Origin of the sequence: Streptomyces sp. CC228A (assembly GCF_021390935.1) — a bacterium.
Classification (GTDB): domain Bacteria; phylum Actinomycetota; class Actinomycetes; order Streptomycetales; family Streptomycetaceae; genus Streptomyces.
The window spans coordinates 304,972-320,990 of record NZ_JAJPUI010000005.1; the positions used below are offsets into that span (position 1 = coordinate 304,972).

A 16,019-nucleotide genomic window follows, 5' to 3' on the forward strand; every position below is an offset into this window, starting at 1 on the left:
GCCGCAGCGCCGGGTCCTTGGACAGGCACTCCGCCAGCAGGGCGCCGAGGACCGGGTCGACCGCGTGGACCGCGCCCAGAGCGGCGGGGTCGGGCTCCTCGTACGCCACGCGGTGCAGGACGTCCATGCCGGTGCCGAGGCCGAACGGGCCCTGCCGGGTGACCGCGTACACGAGCGTGCTGCCCAGGGAGAACACGTCGGAGGCGCCGTCGGTGCGGCCCGTCCTCAGGTACTCCGGGGCCATGAAGGCGGGCGTGCCGACCCGCTGGCCGACGGCGGTCAGCATGCTGGCGTCGCCGGCCTTGGAGATGCCGAAGTCGATGACGTGGGCACCCTGCACGGACAGGATCACGTTCGACGGCTTCAGGTCGCGGTGCACGATGCCGGACGCGGCCAGGTCACGCAGGGCGCGCGCCAGGTCGGCGAGCAGCCGCCAGGCCGCCTCCCGGCCCAGTGCGCCGTGGTCGGCCAGGGCCTCCGCGAGGTTGACGCCCGGGAGGTAGTCGGCGGCCATCCACAGGAGGTCGTCGTCGAAGCCGCTGCCCTGCAGCCGCGGGGCGTGCGGGGTGTGCACACGGGCCTGTACGGCCGCCTCGCGTGCGAAGCGCCGCCGGAACTCGGCGTCGCCTGCGTACTCCGGCCGGATGACCTTGACGGCCGCGAGGTCCGCCCGCCCGTCGGCCGGGCGGGCCAGGAAGACCTGGCCCATACCCCCGCTGCCGAGTTCCCCTATGGGCACGTACGGCCCGATTCGCCGGGGATCGCCCGGCTTGAGCGGCGACGCCCCGGCATGCCGCAGTACAGTGTCTGACACAGAGCCCCCGAAATAGCGTCCGTATATGTCAGTCATGCCAACTCACCCGGGTGAGCCGGGTCGTTGAGGCTATCGCAGGGCCTGCCGCACCACGCACACAAGGGCCGGTCCGCGCGGGGGCGGACCGGCCCCTGGGGCGTGCGGCTCAGGCGAGCAGCGCCGGAATCGTCGCCTCGTACGCCGTGCGCAGCTCCTCCAGGGCGATGCTGAACTCGCCCTGGACGTCGATCGTGTCGCCGTCCACGACACCGATGCGGGTCGCGGGCAGGCCCCGCGCGCCGCACATGTCGGTGAAGCGGAGCTCCTCGCTGCGCGGGACGGCGACGACCGCGCGGCCGGCCGACTCGCTGAAGAGGAACGTGAAGGCGTCGAGCCCGTCCGGGACGATCAGCCGGGCGCCCTTCCCGCCGCGCAGGCACGACTCCGCGACCGCCTGGATCAGGCCGCCGTCGGACAGGTCGTGCGCGGCGTCCACCATGCCGTCGCGCGAGGCGGAGATCAGGATCTCGCCGAGCAGCCTCTCCCGGTCGAGGTCGACCTTGGGCGGCAGACCGCCGAGGTGGTCGTGGACGACCTGCGACCAGGCCGAGCCGCCGAACTCCTCGCGGGTGTCGCCGAGCAGGTAGAGCAGCTGGCCCTCCTCCGCGAACGCCATCGGCGTGCGGCGGGTGACGTCGTCGATCACGCCGAGCACGGCGACGACGGGCGTCGGGTGGATGGCGGTGTCACCGGTCTGGTTGTACAGCGACACGTTGCCGCCGGTGACCGGCGTGCCCAGCTGCTGGCAGGCGTCGGCGAGGCCGCGCGTGGCCTCGGCGAACTGCCACATGACGCCCGGGTCCTCCGGCGAGCCGAAGTTCAGGCAGTCGGAGACGGCCAGCGGCTTCGCACCGGTGGCGGCGACGTTGCGGTACGCCTCGGCCAGCGCGAGCTGCGCGCCCGCGTACGGGTCGAGCTTGGCGTAGCGGCCGTTGCCGTCGGTGGCGATGGCCACGCCGAGGTTGGTCTCCTCGTCGATGCGGACCATGCCGGAGTCCTCGGGCTGGGCGAGCACGGTGTTGCCCTGCACGAACCGGTCGTACTGGTCGGTGATCCACGCCTTCGAGGCCTGGTTCGGGGACGCGACGACCCGGAGGACCTGCGCGCGCAGCTCGTCCGCGGAGCCCGGCCGGGGCAGCTTGCCGGCGTCGTCGGCCTGGAGGGCGTCCTGCCACTCGGGCCGCGCGTACGGCCGGTGGTAGGTGGGGCCCTCGTGGGCTACGGTGCCCGGCGGCACGTCCACGATCTGCTCGCCGTGCCAGAAGATCTCCAGACGGTCGCCGTCGGTCACCTCACCGATGACGGTGGCGATGACGTCCCACTTCTCGCAGATCTCCAGGAACCGGTCGACGTGCTGCGGCTCGACGATCGCGCACATGCGCTCCTGCGACTCGCTCATGAGGATCTCCTCGGGCGAGAGCGTCGCGTCGCGCAGCGGGACGGAGTCCAGCTCGACGCGCATGCCGCCGGTGCCGGCGGAGGCCAGCTCGGAGGTGGCGCAGGACAGCCCGGCGCCGCCGAGGTCCTGGATGCCGGCGACCAGCTTCTCGGCGAAGACCTCCAGGGTGCACTCGATGAGCAGCTTCTCCTGGAAGGGGTCGCCGACCTGGACCGCCGGGCGCTTCGTCGGCTTGCCCGCGCCGGAGGCGCTGTTGCCGGCAGCGTCGAAGGTCTCGGAGGCCAGTACGGACACGCCGCCGATGCCGTCGCCGCCGGTGCGGGCGCCGTACAGGATGACCTTGTTGCCGGGGCCGGACGCCTTGGCGAGGTGGATGTCCTCGTGCTTCATCACGCCGATGCAGCCGGCGTTGACCAGCGGGTTGCCCTGGTAGCAGGAGTCGAAGACGACCTCTCCGCCGATGTTGGGCAGGCCCAGGCAGTTGCCGTAGCCGCCGATGCCGGCGACGACGCCCGGCAGGACGCGCTTGGTGTCGGGGTGGTCGGCGGCGCCGAACCGCAGCGGGTCGACGACGGCGACGGGGCGGGCGCCCATGGCGAGGATGTCGCGGACGATGCCGCCGACGCCGGTGGCGGCGCCCTGGTAGGGCTCGATGTAGCTCGGGTGGTTGTGCGACTCGACCTTGAAGGTGACCGCGTAGCCCTGGCCGACGTCGACGACGCCGGCGTTCTCCCCGATGCCGACGAGCATGGCGTCGTTCTCGGGGGCCTTCTCGCCGAACTGCTTCAGGTGGACCTTGCTGCTCTTGTAGGAGCAGTGCTCGGACCACATGACGGAGTACATGGCGAGCTCGGCGCCGGTCGGGCGGCGGCCGAGGATCTCGCGGATGCGCTCGTACTCGTCCTTCTTCAGGCCGAGTTCGGCCCACGGCTGCTCGACGTCGGGCGTCTCGGCCGCGTGCTTGACGGTGTCGAGAGTCATGCGTTGACCAGCTTCTTGAGGATCGAGGTGAAGAACCCGAGGCCGTCGGTGCGGCCCGTGCCGACGAGCGGCTCGACGGCGTGCTCCGGGTGCGGCATCAGGCCGACGACGTTCCCGGCGGCGTTGGTGATGCCCGCGATGTCGCGCAGCGAGCCGTTGGGGTTGACGTCCAGGTAGCGGAACGCGACCCGGCCCTCCGCCTCCAGCTCGTCGAGCGTGCGCTCGTCGGCGACGTACCGGCCGTCCATGTTCTTCAGCGGTACGGAGATCTCCTGGCCCTGCTCGTAGTCGGCGGTCCAGGCGGTGTCCGCGTTCTCCACCCGCAGCTTCTGGTCGCGGCAGATGAAGTGCAGGTGGTTGTTCCGCAGCATGGCGCCGGGGAGCAGGTGGGCTTCCGTGAGGATCTGGAAGCCGTTGCAGATGCCGAGGACCGGCATGCCGGCCTTGGCCTGGTCGATGATCGTCCCCATCACCGGGGAGAACCGGGAGATGGCTCCGGCGCGCAGGTAGTCGCCGTAGGAGAAGCCGCCCGCGAGGACGACCGCGTCGACCTGCTTGAGGTCCTTGTCGCGGTGCCAGAGCGAGACCGGCTCGGCGCCCGCGAGCCGGACCGCGCGCAGCGCGTCCTGGTCGTCGAGCGTCCCGGGGAAGGTGACGACTCCGATACGAGAAGTCACGCCTCCTCCACCTTGACGACGAAGTCCTCGATGACGGTGTTGGCAAGGAACGTTTCGGCCATCTCGTGGATGCGGGCGAGGGCGGCCTCGTCGACCGGGCCCTCCACATCGAGCTCGAAGCGCTTCCCCTGGCGGACGTCGGCGATCCCGTCGAAGCCCAGGCGAGGCAGTGTGCGCTGCACCGCCTGCCCCTGCGGGTCGAGGATCTCCGGCTTGAGCATGACGTCGACTACGACGCGTGCCACTGGCACTCCCGGTGGTGTGTTGCGTGGGCGGTTCCCTCAGCGTACCTGCCTACAAATTCTACGCGAGTAGATTTCCAGAGGATCCCACAAACGCCAGGATGATCACTGCGAGTACGGCCCGCGGAAGGCGCCGGGCGGGAACGCGGACGCCCCGCGCGCGACCGCGCCGGAACCCTCCCGGAAGCCCGGCGGGAACCCCGCCGACCCCCGGGAAATCACGGAAATGAATGCCCTTCCATTGCGCACGGACACGCGCAGGCATTTGCCAGGGCTTCCCAATGCGGTGCCACGCGCTGTACAAAGGAATCCAGAGAAGCGAGAGATTTCCTCTCCATACCCGTAAATCCGGTATCGCCGCACGTCAAGGACGTCACGGACGTGAGAGACGTGACGGAGCACACACGACCCCGCGCGGCGTGCCGCAGGAAAGGACCGATATCCGTGGCGCAGCGCGTAGTAGTCACGCTCTCCGACGACATCGACGGCGGAGAAGCGGCGGAAACGGTCAGGTTCGGGCTCGACGGTAAGGCGTACGAGATCGACCTCAATGAGGCGAACGCAAAGAAACTGCGGGAGCTGCTCGCGCCCTACATGGCGGTGGGCCGAAAGAAGTCCACCTCCTCCTCCACCGGCCGGAAGCAGCCGTTCCGGCACACGTCCGTGGCACCGGACCCGGCGGCCGTACGGGCCTGGGCGCAGTCCAACAAGCTCGACGTACCGGCCCGTGGCCGCATCCCGAAGCGGATCTACGACGCCTTCCACGAGGCGCACTGACCCGCTCCCGCCGGGGGCGGGGGGCGCGTGGAGCACGTGGCGCGTGGCGGGCGTGGGGCGCGGGGGGCGCGTGGCGCGTGGGGGCGCGTAGGTGCCGGAGCACCGGAGTGCCGGAGTACGCAGGTGCCGGCGCCCACCGGGCCGCGCGCAGGGCCGGACCGGGAGCGGGCCGGACACGGGAGCAGCAGCGCCGCACCGCCCAGGCCTCCCTGACCCTCCCCACCCCGCCCGTCGCCGCCGCGCACGGCGGCACCCTCCTTACGAGGCCCAGCCCCTGACGAGGCCCACGTGCACCGCGCGTCGGCCAGAGGGCGTACCGCACCGGGCGCTCCCCCGGCCCCCGGGTCCCCAACTCGGCGGGCACGGATGTTCGGCGGGCACGGAGGTGTCGGGGCGGTCGTCCGGCGTGCGGAGGCGGACCACCATGCGCCCTCAATGGGTTCGCGGCCTGAGGGGGTTCCGCGGCCTCGGCGGGTCTCGGCCTCGGGGCTGCCGGAGCGGAGTTGCAGAGCACCCCCCTTGATCGGCTAGAGTCTGGAGCACGCCGAGGGGCGAGGCCGAAAAGGCCCCACCTCACGGAGCGTGCGGGTGTAGTTCAGTAGTAGAACATCCCCCTTCCAGGGGGAAGGCGCAGTGTGCGATTCCTGTCACCCGCTCTGCATCACGTACCGACCACTCCGGTGGATCAGGTAGAGTGGTGTCCGCACCGCCGGTGAAAGCCGAGTGGTCGCACTGCGGACGTGGCTCAGTTGGTAGAGCATCACCTTGCCAAGGTGAGGGTCGCGAGTTCGAATCTCGTCGTCCGCTCAGAGAACGAAGGTCCTGGTCGAAAGACCGGGGCCTTCGTCGTATTCCCGTTTCCCGTCCGCCCCTCCCCGCATGACATTTGTCAGCGGGGACTGCTGACAGTTCTCTCTGCCGAGGCCCCTCTTCCTCGGGAACGCTGGAAGCATGACCAGCGACGACCACGCGATATGGGCGGAGGACCTGCGGCGCAGTTACCGCGGGGGCTTCGAGGCCGTATCCGGAATCACCTTCTCCGTGCCGTACGGCGAGATCTTCGCGCTGCTCGGCACGAACGGAGCCGGCAAGACCTCCACCGTCGAACTCCTGGAGGGGCTGGCCCGCCCCACCGGCGGCCGCGTACGGGTCCTCGGCCGCGACCCGTACACCGAACGGGCGCTCGTACGGCCCCGTACCGGCGTGATGCTCCAGGAAGGCGGCTTCCCCTCCGACCTCACCGTCACCGAGACGCTGCGCATGTGGGGCGGCTGCACCAGCGGCGCCCGACCCGTCGGCGAGGCGCTGGGGATGGTCGGCCTTGCGGGCCGCGCCCGGGTGCGCGTGAAGCAGCTGTCCGGAGGTGAACGGCGACGACTCGACCTCGCCCTGGCGCTGCTGGGGCGCCCCGACGTGCTGTTCCTCGACGAGCCGTCGACCGGCCTGGACGCCGAGGGCCGCCGGGACACCTGGGAGCTGGTGCGGAGTCTGCGCGACTGCGGGACGACGGTCCTGCTGACCACGCACTACCTGGAGGAGGCCGAGAGCCTCGCCGACCGGCTGGCGATCATGCACGCGGGGCGCATCGTGACATCCGGCACACCCGCCGAGGTGACCGCGTCACGCCCGTCCCGCATCCGCTTCCGGCTGCCGCCGGGCGTGCCCGTCGCGCGGCTGCCCCTGGCGCTGCGGGCGGCGGGCTCCGACGGCGACAGGCGTGTCGAGATCCGTGCGCACGACCTCCAGGAGGCGCTGACCCGGCTCCTGCGGTGGGCGCAGGACGAGGACGTGCGGCTGGAGGGCCTGGACGCCCGCTCGGCGTCGCTGGAGGAAGCGTTCCTGGAGATAGCCCAGTCGCAGACCCCCACGGGCACCACGCCCCCGGGGCAGGCTGCGGGACCGGCTGCGGAAACGGCGGGGGTGTGACGGCATGACGGCGACGACGACGGACGCGGCGCAGACGGAGAGGGACACGGAAGTGGGGCCCACAACCACGGCGGCCGGGCGGCTGGCCGCCCTCGGACGCGCCGAGCTGACCCTGCTCGTGCGGAACCGGACCGCGCTGTTCGTGACGGTGGTCATGCCGCTGCTCATGATCGGCTCGATCCGGGGGACGCTGGACCGGATCAGCCTGGACAAGGCCGGCCTGAGCATCGCCGAGGCGGCCATGACCGGCGGGCTGGGCATGACCCTGATCATCGTCGTGTACTTCAACCTCGTCGCGGCGTACGTGTCGCGGCGCGAGGAACTGGTGCTGAAGCGGCTGCGGACCGGTGAGGTGTCCGACCGGGAGATCCTGGCCGGCACGGCCCTGCCCCCGGTCACCCTCGCGGTGGTGCAGTGCGCGATCCTGGTGGCGGCGGCGGTGGCGTTCCTGGACGTACGGGCACCGCAGCGGCCCGAACTGCTGGTCGGCGGCGCCGCGGTCGGCCTCGTGCTGCTCACCGCGCTGGCCGCCGTCACCGCCGGAGTGACCCGGACCGTGGAGAGCGCGCAGATCACGACGATGCCGCTGTTCCTCGTGTCGGCGTTCGGGTCGGGGCTCTTCCTCCCGCTGGAGGTGTTCCCCGAGCGGATCGCTGCGGTGTGCGAACTGCTGCCGTTCACCGGCGTGATGACGGTGATACGGGCCGGGTGGCTCGGCATCGGCGACGGCGGGGAACTGCTGCGGGCCGGGGTCGCGGCGCTGGTCTGGACGGCGGTCTCGGTGTTTGCTGTCCAGCGGTGGTTCCGCTGGGAGCCGCGCCGCTGAACCGCGAAGGGCGGGCGTCACGCCGGCCGGGGACCGCGGAGCCGGGCCGAACCGCGCGGGGGCGGGGCGGGCCGGCCGCCGTCGGCGGGTGGCCCGGCGGGGCGCCACGGGCAGGGACCGAGGGGGAGGAGCACGGGGGCATGGCCGAGTTGACCGGTTGGTGGAGCCGCAGGAGCCACCCGGAGAAGGTGGAGCTGTACACCCGCTGGACCTACCACGGGCTGGCTGCTGTCGAGTTGCTGCTGGGCGGCCCGCCGGCGGCGGCCGTCGCGGTCGGCTCGGCGGAGGGCGCCGGCCCGGCAGGGGGCTGGCTCCTGCTGCTCCTCCTGACGCACACCGTGCTCGTGGCCGCCCTCTGCTCGTACGCCCTCAGCTGGCAGTTGGGGCGCCGGCCCCGCCCGCGGCGGCTGATCGCGGCCCTCGCCGCGGTGACGGCGGCGGGCTGCGTCGCGGTGCTGGCCCTCTTCCGGTTCGGCAGCGTGCAGGACCCGGAACTGACGGCCTACCTGCTGGGCGCCATCGCCAGCTGGGGCGTCGGCGGACTCGCCCTGTGCCTGCTGAAGGTGCGCCACCTGCTGGTGCTGACCCTGGCCGCCCCGCTGGGCGTGGGACTGGCCTGCGCGGCGCTCGGGCTGACCGCTGGCGCGGTGGTGGCGCTGGTCCTGGCGACGGCGTTCGGGTCCGTCGTCTTCGCGACCACCAGCGGTTTCTCCGGGTGGCTGCTGCGGACCGTGTGGGAGCTCGACGCGGCGCACCGGCTCCAGGCACGGCTGGCCGTCGCGGAGGAACGGCTGCGGTTCGCCCGCGACCTGCACGACGTCATGGGCCGGAACCTGTCGGTGATCGCCCTGAAGAGCGAGCTGGCCGTGCAGCTGTCCCGGCGCGGTGCGGCCGAGCAGGCGGTGGAGCAGATGGCCGAGGTCCAGCGGATCGCCCAGGAGTCGCAGCGGGAGGTACGGGAGGTCGTCCGCGGCTACCGCGAAGCCGACCTGCACACGGAACTGGAAGGCGCCCGGGGCGTACTGGCCGCCGCGGGCGTCACGTGCCGGATCACGTCCGACGGCGTCCCCGCCGAGCTGCCGGCACAGGCCCGCTCCGCCCTCGGATGGGTGGTACGGGAGGCCACGACGAACGTCCCGCGGCACGGGGACGCACGCACCTGCACCCTGACGGTGACGGCGCCGACGGGGGGAGACGGACACGTGACACTGGTGATCGAGAACGACGGCGCGGGCATGGCGGGGGCCGGCGCGGACACCGGCATCGGCGCGGGCGCATACGCCGCGGCGGCCAACCCGGCGGGCGACGGGGACGCGGGCACGGCGGTGGCCAACCCGGCGGGCGGCGAGGACGCGGGCACGGCGGTGGCCAACTCGGCAGACGGCACGGGCACCCTGTCGGGTATGGGGGGCGGGCGGGAGGCGGCCGTCGGGGCTTCGGCGCCGGTGGCGCTCATGAAGGCGGTGCCGCTCTCGGCGCCGGTGGCGGCAGCTCTCGCAGGGCCCGCGCGGAGGCTGGGCCCGCCCCTGCTGCGGGAGCGTGCGACGGCCGTCGTCCAGGTCGTACAGGTACGGAGGCCGGCCTTCCCGCGGGGACCGGAGCCGGCATCGACGTCGGCTGCGGAGCCGGCGTCCGGGCCGGTGTGGAGGGCGCCGCAGCCGAGACGGGGACTGATGACACCGGTGCCGGGACCGCAGTGAAGGGGGCTCCCGCTGCTCTTGGTGCCGCTGCCGCTGCCGCCGGCCTCCGTGCCGGCGGCCCCGGCCCCGCTGCCTCGCAGCGGGCCGCCGGGGAGTCCCCGCCTCGCCCGGGGCCGCCGGTAGGGCCGTCGCGGGGGCTCCGGGCTCGCCGGGCTCCGCGAGCGGCTCACGGCGCTCGACGGGACGCTGGAGGCGCTTGCCCTGCCCGGCGGCCGGTTCCGCGTCACCGCCAGGGTGCCGTTGGCGCCCGCCCCTCCCGCGACCCGAGCCGCCGCAGCCCCCGCACCGGCGGCGACCGGGGGCCCGGCAGCGCGGGACGCGGCCCTCCCGGGAGGAGCGGCGCCACCCCGGAGACAGCCGCCCTCGGGCGCACCGGGACCGAAGCGCCCGCCCGGCCCCTCCCCGCTCCCGCCGGGGCGCGGCGTGCGGAGGCCGCGGCCGGCTGCCGCGCGGACGGGCCCGGCGCCCGGGTGGGCAGGCCCGTCGCCGAGGAGGACCGCCGGTGACCGCGTACCCCGTGCGCATCCGCGTGCTGCTGGCGGATGACGAGCACCTGATCCGGGGGGCGCTGGCGGCGCTGCTGGGGCTGGAGGACGACATCGAGGTCGTCGCCGAAGCGGCGTCCGGGCCCGAGGCGATCGCCATGGCGCGGACGCACCGGCCCGATGTCGCGGTGCTGGACCTCCAGATGCCCGGCGCCGACGGCGTGAGGGTCGCCACATCCCTGCGGGCGGAACTGCCCGGCTGCCGCACCATGATCGTGACCGGGCACGGCCGCCCGGGCCACCTCAAGCGGGCCCTGGCGGCGGGCGCCAGGGGCTTCGTGCCGAAGACGGTCAGCGCGCAGCAGCTCGCCGAGATCATCCGTACCGTGCACGCCGGAAACCGCTACGTCGACCCGGAGTTGGCGGCCGACGCCATCGCGTCCGGGGACTCGCCGCTGACCGCGCGGGAGGCGGAGCTGCTGGAGCTGGCGGCGGACGGGGCGCCCATCGCGGAGATCGCCCAGCGCGCTTCCCTCTCCCCCGGGACCGTCCGGAACTACCTGTCCTCCGCCGTCTCGAAGCTCGGTGCCGAGAACCGTCATGCGGCAGTGCGTCTCGCACGCGACCGGGGTTGGGTATAGTAGGTGCCGCGCGACAGCGCATGCGGACGTAGCTCAGTTGGTAGAGCGCAACCTTGCCAAGGTTGAGGTCGCGAGTTCGAGCCTCGTCGTCCGCTCGGGATCGAAGGCCCCGGTCATCACGACCGGGGCCTTCGGCGTTCAGGAGGCAGGTGGCGCGCCGCATGCGCCGGCGGCGCCCCGCCGCCTCCGGGGGCAGCGGGGCGCGCCGGTCGGCCGGTCACTGCCAGGTGGAGCCCGTCAGCAGCTCGTACGCCTCGACGTACTTGGCGCGGGTCGCCTCCACGATCTCCTGCGGAAGCGGGGGCGGCGGCTGCTCGCTCCTGCGGTCCCACCCGGAGGCCGGGGAGGTCAGCCAGTCCCGCACGAACTGCTTGTCGTACGAGGGCTGGGCGCGGCCCGGCTGCCACTCGGCGGCGGGCCAGAACCGCGAGGAGTCCGGCGTCAGCACCTCGTCGGCCAGTACCAGGCCGCCGTCCTCGTCGCGCCCGAACTCGAACTTGGTGTCCGCCAGGATGATCCCCCGGTCCCGGGCGATGTCGCGGGCCCGGCTGTAGACGGCGAGGGTGGTCTGGCGGAGCTGGGCGGCGGTCTCCGCACCGACCTGGCGGGCCACCTCCTCGTACGAGACGTTCTCGTCGTGGTCGCCGACCGCGGCCTTCGTCGCGGGCGTGAAGATCGGGGCGGGCAGCTCGGAGCCGTCCACGAGGCCCTCGGGCAGCGCGAGCCCGCACACCGTGCGGGACGCGTCGTACTCGACCAGGCCGGACCCGGTGAGGTAGCCGCGCGCCACGCACTCGACGGGGAGCATCTGCAGGGACCTGCAGACGAGGGTGCGGCCCTCCCAGTCGGCGGGCGCGCCGGCGGGCAGCTCCGTGGAGACGACGTGGTTCGGGATCAGGTCGGCGAGCCGGTCGAACCACCAGAGGGAGAGCCGGGTGAGGACCCGGCCCTTGTCCGGGATCTCGGTGGGCAGCACCCAGTCGTACGCCGACACGCGATCGCTGGCGACCATCACGAGGTCGCCCGTCTCGCTGTTCCGGTACAGCTCGCGCACCTTGCCGGTGTGGAGATGTACCAGGCCCGGCACCTGAAGCGGTTCGGGCTTTTCTACGAATCCGGACACGGTTCCTCCCCGTGGGTCTGTCCCAACGCGGCAATTCTCCCGTACGGCGGGACAGCGGCCGTGTCCGGGGGCACGGAGCGGTTCTAGTCCCGTTTGCAGATGCGGTCCAGGAGATTGGCCGTGGCGCGCTGGACGCGGGCGTCGACATGACCCGGGCGGTCCAGGGCCGGGGCCCAGGCGAAGGTGCCGGAGGCGAAGACGAGGGCGCCGGACGGCGCGCGGTACAGCGACGTCTCCTGGTGGCGTACGGCCCCGTCGGCGTCCCGGTAGGGCGAGTGGGCCAGCAGGATGCGGCACTGGTGGTCGGGGAGCGGGGTGCGGGGGAAGTAGCGGTCGGCCTCGCCCGCGACGAGGCCGGGCAGCGCGTCGCCCTCACCCGCGCCGGTGGCCTCCCACAGCCAGTGCTCCGCGTTCCGTACGACGAGGGGCTGCGGGTCCCGGACGCGGCCGGCGTACTGGATGCCGAGCAGCGTCTGCTCCGGCCGGTCGACCTCCCGCCACAGTGCGGCCTTCCCGGGGCCCTGGCGTTTTCGGCAGGTGAGCAGCCGGTCGGGGACGCCGGAGGGCGACGGGGCGAGGTCCACCTGCCAGTACATGGTGTTGGCGGACAGGAACACCAGGGACGTGCCGCAGTCCCTGGCCTGCTCGACGGCCCGGCGCATCGGGACCGACCAGTACTCGTCGTGGCCGGGGAAGACCAGGCCCCGGTAGCGGGTGGGGTCGACGCGGCCCGCGTGCAGGTCGCTGGCGTCGGCGTAGGCGAGGTCGTAGCCGTACCGCTCGGCCCAGCGGATCACGTCGTAGGCGTGCCCGATGTGGAGGGGCAGGCCCTGGCCGGCGTAGGGCCGGTCGAAGGAGAGCGTCGCGGCGGCGTCCCCCTCCCCGAGGAGGTGCCCGTCCGCGTCCCAGGCGTGGTAGAGGCTCGCGCCGGTGCGGCCGTCCTCCGGGTAGAGGTTGTACGCCTGCCAGGTCAGGTCCGGCAGGACCAGGAGCAGGTCGGCGGGGTGGCCGTCGCGGACGGTGAACGGGATGTGCGAGCGGTGGCCGTCCGCGGTGGTCAGCACGGCGACGTACGCGCCGATCGTCCAGTACGACGGGATGGGCAGCCGCCAGGACAGCCACCAGTGGTGGCAGGACACCGTGCGGCCCGCCGTGAGCGGGGGCGGCTGCACGATGCCGGACAGCCGCGGGCTCGTGGTGATCTTGGCGGCGCCGTCGCCGCCGTAGTGGCCGATGCGGTAGACGTCGACCGAGAACTGCTGCGGCGGGTTCACCGTGACGTGGAAGTCGATCGCCTCGCCGGGAGCCACGGCGCCGGTGGAGGCGAAGCCCTTGATCTGGAGGTGCACGTCGTCCGCCGGGCGGGGCGCGCCGCCCGAACCGGCCGACGCGTCACGGCCCGGGACGGCGGGCGGCACCGCGTACCAGGGTGTGAGCCGCCCGTGCTCGTCCACGTACTGCTCGGTGCCGCGCAGCCAGGGCAGCGGGCCCTGGCCGAAAGGATCGTCGGCGGCGTGGGCCAGCGCACCGGACTCCCACCGCCGTACCTGCTCCGCCCCCATGGTGCTGCCCCTCCCTCGACTCCCCCGCTCCGCCCGGCTCGACGCTCGGCTGTCGCGGCGCGTTCAGCGCCGGTCCCCAGCACATCACATTACGCACGCACTCCGTCACCGGTCGTCGCGAATTGACGTGAACGGAGCGAGGCATTCCGATGCGGGTGCGCCGGTGTCACCCGCAAGGGGGATGCCCCGCGGCCGGCCGGAGCCGGGGGCGGCCGGGGCCTGTGGCCCTCCGCGCGGCGGCCGGGGCCGGTGCGCCTCCGCAGCCGCGGCGGCGGGAGCCGGTGGGCTTACGCGGCCGCGGCGGCGGGGACCGGGGGCTTACGCGGCCGCGGCGGCGGGGACCGGGGGGCTTACGCGGCCGCTACCGCCGGGCCGGTGGGCTTACGCGGCCACGGCGGCCGGGGCCGGTGCTTACGCGGCCGCTGCGGGCGCCGGGGCCGCACCGCCGGAAGGCCCGGCGGGCTCGGTTGCTGTACCGCCCGGGCGCACGGCGGGTCCGACAGCACGGCCCACACCTGCGACGGGTCCCGCACTGCATTGCACTGCACCGCACCGCAGGGAGCCGCAACGGGCAGTGGGTCCACTGCGGCCGTCGTCTCGGGGGGGCTCCGGCGGGCCCCTTCAGGTGAGGCGCAGAGGGGCCTCGGGGCGGATGCCCAAGGTGGTGAGCCAGGTGCGCAGGGGCTTCGGGTCGGCGTCCTCGACGAGCGCCAGCACACCGGACGACACCTCGGCACGGGCGGCCGCGCCGGCTCCGTCGACCAGCAGTGTCGGCCCGTCCAGCCAGTCCAGGCCCGGCGCCGCGCCGGCCGTGTCCACCGCCGCGCAGCACACCGTGGCCGTCACGTGGTCGGCCAGCAGGTCCCGCCCGGTACGCGGCGGCTGAAGCGGCACGAGTGGCAGGTCGCCCCCGTCCGGGAGGAGCAGCGCCTCGGGGCCCGGCGACCCGGGATGCGCGTCGCGGTCGGCGTGCCGGGCGTCCGCCGCACCGGCCGCGCCGGCCCGTGCTGCCTCGCGCGCGGCGTCCTCCCGGGCGGCGTCCTCCCGCGCGACCTCCGCGGTGAGCGCCGCAGCCAGCAGGTCACCGTCCGGCGCGGCGGCCAGATGGGCGAAGACCCGCTCCAGCGTCGGCGCCTCGGGCGCCCCCAGCCGGTCCAGCGCGCGGTGCAGGCGCGCGGCCTCGGTCCGCCACTTCCGGTCGACGACCTCCCGCGGGTACTCCTGCCAGTCAACCGGTGCCCAGTCAGGCCCCGTCTGCGCGGGCCCGCCGTGGAAGAGCCGGGCCGCCAGCAGGGAGGCCGCCTCGTCGACGAGCCCCGGTTCCTCCAGCAGGTCGCAGGCCGGCCGCTCGCCGAGCCGGGACGTGTACCCCTCGGCGAGCCGGTCGCGCCGGGACAGTTCGGTGAGCGCCGCCACCACCCCGGCGTCCAGCCGGGACGGCCAGCGGCCCATGCGCCAGGCGGGCAGCGCCACGCGGGTCAGCAGGCGGTCCCAGCCCGCGTAGGCGAGGCCGACCTGCTCCTGCGCGACGATCCGGAGGCCGTAGTCGACGGCCTGGGCCCGCTCCGATGCGGCCGCCGCGACGCCCCGCTCCATCTCGGCCGCGTGCCCGCGCACCGCCGACAGCATCGGCCGGGCGACCGCTCCGGCGGCCCGCGCCCCCAGCCGCCGTACGGCGCCGAGACCGGGCCTGGCCGCAAGCGCGACCGCGGCGTCCAGGCCGCGCACGAAGCGGCGGGCCGCGGCTATGTCCGGCTGCACGGACGCGCCCGTACCGGCCACGACGGGCGCAAGCACGGCCCGCAGCTCTCCCACGCGCATCCACCACAGGAACGGCGAACCTATGACGAGCACCGGCGCCGCCGCCGGCCCGGAGGGGCCGTCGCCGTCCGCACGGGACCCGCCGCCGTGCACGGAGGGGCCCGCGCGGTCCTCCAGCCAGCTGTCGCAGTCCGGGGTCAGCGCTATCGCCGAGGGCGCGGGCACCGAAAGCCTGGTGGCGAGGTCCCGCACCATCCGGTACAGGTCGGGCGCCGACGCCTCGGCGATCTCCACCGTGGGGGTCTGCGCGGGGCGGGCCTGGGCGATCACGGCCGCGGCACCCGCGGCCACCGCCAGCACCGCCACGGCGACGACCACCATGACGCGGCGGGCGACGTCCCAGCCGGGACCGGTCAGGTGGCCGCTCACCCCGCCGGAGAGCAGGACGACCGCCACCGCGGCGGGCAGGAGGGCCACGGCCCACGCCCTGCCGCGCACCCGGAGCACGGCGAGAGCCCGGGCGCGTGCCGCGCGGGCACCCCGTTCCTCACCCATGGCGTTCGGAGAACCCGGGAACGCCCGCGAACCCGAGGTCCCCGCGGCGCCCCTGTCCTTGCGGAAGCCGGAACCGAACACAGCCGTACGTCACCCCCTCCAGCCCTGTGGCAGACGGCCCTGCGCGGGCCCGCTGCCTGCGGCGGATTTGCTCACTCCCCCACTGTGACACCCGCCACTGACATCGCAATGCCGGTGGGCCAAGTGCCGGAACGCCTGCGCGGCACCCTAGTTGGGGCATCGGCGGGCGTCATCCGGATGGGTGAGTCGTCACTCGATGGAATGGCTTTGGCGAGAGGTGCGACGGCTGTGCGAGGCCCGCGGTTCACTTGCGGCGGCCCGCCGACCGGCGGCCCGCCGACCGGCGGTCGGCCCGCGCGGCTCCGGACGTCCCGGCAGCGCGGCATGAGCTGGGGTTCAGCGACTGCGGCAGCCCGCACGCGGCGGATCCGTCAGCGGCTCGTTCCGGCCCCCCTGTGCCGGAACGGTAGGGGCCGTGCGGCTGCCCCGG

At 74.0% G+C, this 16,019-nt stretch carries 11 protein-coding genes, 3 tRNA genes and 1 pseudogene; 8 read left to right on the forward strand and 7 right to left on the reverse strand.

The annotated features are described in order from the left end of the window. Window positions 1–40: 40 nt before the first annotated feature. The 4 genes and pseudogenes from L6E17_RS16875 to purS form a co-directional block, all read right to left on the reverse strand. Window positions 41–850 (reverse strand): annotated as a pseudogene (locus L6E17_RS16875) (serine/threonine-protein kinase); the annotation flags it as partial. 109 nt (window positions 851–959) lie between these two features. After that, window positions 960–3,233, reverse strand: a complete 2,274-nt coding sequence (gene purL / locus L6E17_RS16880) for a phosphoribosylformylglycinamidine synthase subunit PurL (protein WP_236241578.1) — start codon at window positions 3,231–3,233, stop codon at window positions 960–962. Then, window positions 3,230–3,910: a phosphoribosylformylglycinamidine synthase subunit PurQ gene (gene purQ / locus L6E17_RS16885; RefSeq protein WP_236241579.1), complete on the reverse strand. Its 681-nt coding sequence runs from the start codon at window positions 3,908–3,910 to the stop codon at window positions 3,230–3,232. The genes purL and purQ overlap by 4 nt, the downstream gene beginning before the upstream one ends. Then, window positions 3,907–4,155, reverse strand: a complete 249-nt coding sequence (purS, locus tag L6E17_RS16890) for a phosphoribosylformylglycinamidine synthase subunit PurS (protein WP_236241580.1) — start codon at window positions 4,153–4,155, stop codon at window positions 3,907–3,909. The genes purQ and purS overlap by 4 nt, the downstream gene beginning before the upstream one ends. Window positions 4,156–4,596: 441 nt before the next feature. Between purS and L6E17_RS16895 the strand changes: the two genes are divergently transcribed. From L6E17_RS16895 to L6E17_RS16930, 8 genes are all read left to right on the forward strand, one after another. Next, the gene (locus L6E17_RS16895; RefSeq protein WP_236241581.1) at window positions 4,597–4,929 is read left to right on the forward strand and encodes an Lsr2 family protein; all 333 of its coding nucleotides are present in this window, start codon (window positions 4,597–4,599) and stop codon (window positions 4,927–4,929) included. A 584-nt stretch (window positions 4,930–5,513) separates the two neighbouring features. Continuing rightward, a tRNA-Gly gene (locus L6E17_RS16900) sits at window positions 5,514–5,585 on the forward strand. Window positions 5,586–5,663: 78 nt separating this feature from the next. Then, window positions 5,664–5,736 (forward strand) — tRNA-Gly (locus tag L6E17_RS16905). A gap of 144 nt (window positions 5,737–5,880) precedes the next feature. Next, window positions 5,881–6,855, forward strand: coding sequence for an ABC transporter ATP-binding protein (locus tag L6E17_RS16910; RefSeq protein WP_236241582.1), 975 nt, complete (start codon window positions 5,881–5,883; stop codon window positions 6,853–6,855). Window positions 6,856–6,859: 4 nt separating this feature from the next. Beyond that, the gene (locus L6E17_RS16915) at window positions 6,860–7,681 is read left to right on the forward strand and encodes an ABC transporter permease (protein WP_236241583.1); all 822 of its coding nucleotides are present in this window, start codon (window positions 6,860–6,862) and stop codon (window positions 7,679–7,681) included. A gap of 140 nt (window positions 7,682–7,821) precedes the next feature. After that, window positions 7,822–9,381, forward strand: a complete 1,560-nt coding sequence (locus L6E17_RS30580; RefSeq protein ID WP_268985261.1) for a sensor histidine kinase — start codon at window positions 7,822–7,824, stop codon at window positions 9,379–9,381. A gap of 523 nt (window positions 9,382–9,904) precedes the next feature. Continuing rightward, window positions 9,905–10,507, forward strand: a complete 603-nt coding sequence (locus L6E17_RS16925) for a response regulator (RefSeq protein ID WP_374109076.1) — start codon at window positions 9,905–9,907, stop codon at window positions 10,505–10,507. A gap of 22 nt (window positions 10,508–10,529) precedes the next feature. Then, window positions 10,530–10,602, forward strand: a tRNA-Gly gene (locus L6E17_RS16930). A 122-nt stretch (window positions 10,603–10,724) separates the two neighbouring features. Here L6E17_RS16930 and L6E17_RS16935 read toward each other — a convergent pair. The 3 genes from L6E17_RS16935 to L6E17_RS16945 all read right to left on the reverse strand — a co-directional run bounded on the left by L6E17_RS16935 (window position 10,725) and on the right by L6E17_RS16945 (window position 15,508). Continuing rightward, complete coding sequence (locus L6E17_RS16935) at window positions 10,725–11,630, reverse strand: phosphoribosylaminoimidazolesuccinocarboxamide synthase (RefSeq protein WP_236241585.1); 906 nt, start codon at window positions 11,628–11,630, stop codon at window positions 10,725–10,727. 83 nt (window positions 11,631–11,713) lie between these two features. Then, complete coding sequence (locus L6E17_RS16940; RefSeq protein ID WP_236241586.1) at window positions 11,714–13,192, reverse strand: N,N-dimethylformamidase beta subunit family domain-containing protein; 1,479 nt, start codon at window positions 13,190–13,192, stop codon at window positions 11,714–11,716. Window positions 13,193–13,813: 621 nt separating this feature from the next. Then, complete coding sequence (locus tag L6E17_RS16945; protein ID WP_236241587.1) at window positions 13,814–15,508, reverse strand: hypothetical protein; 1,695 nt, start codon at window positions 15,506–15,508, stop codon at window positions 13,814–13,816. Between the last annotated feature and the right edge of the window lie 511 nt (window positions 15,509–16,019).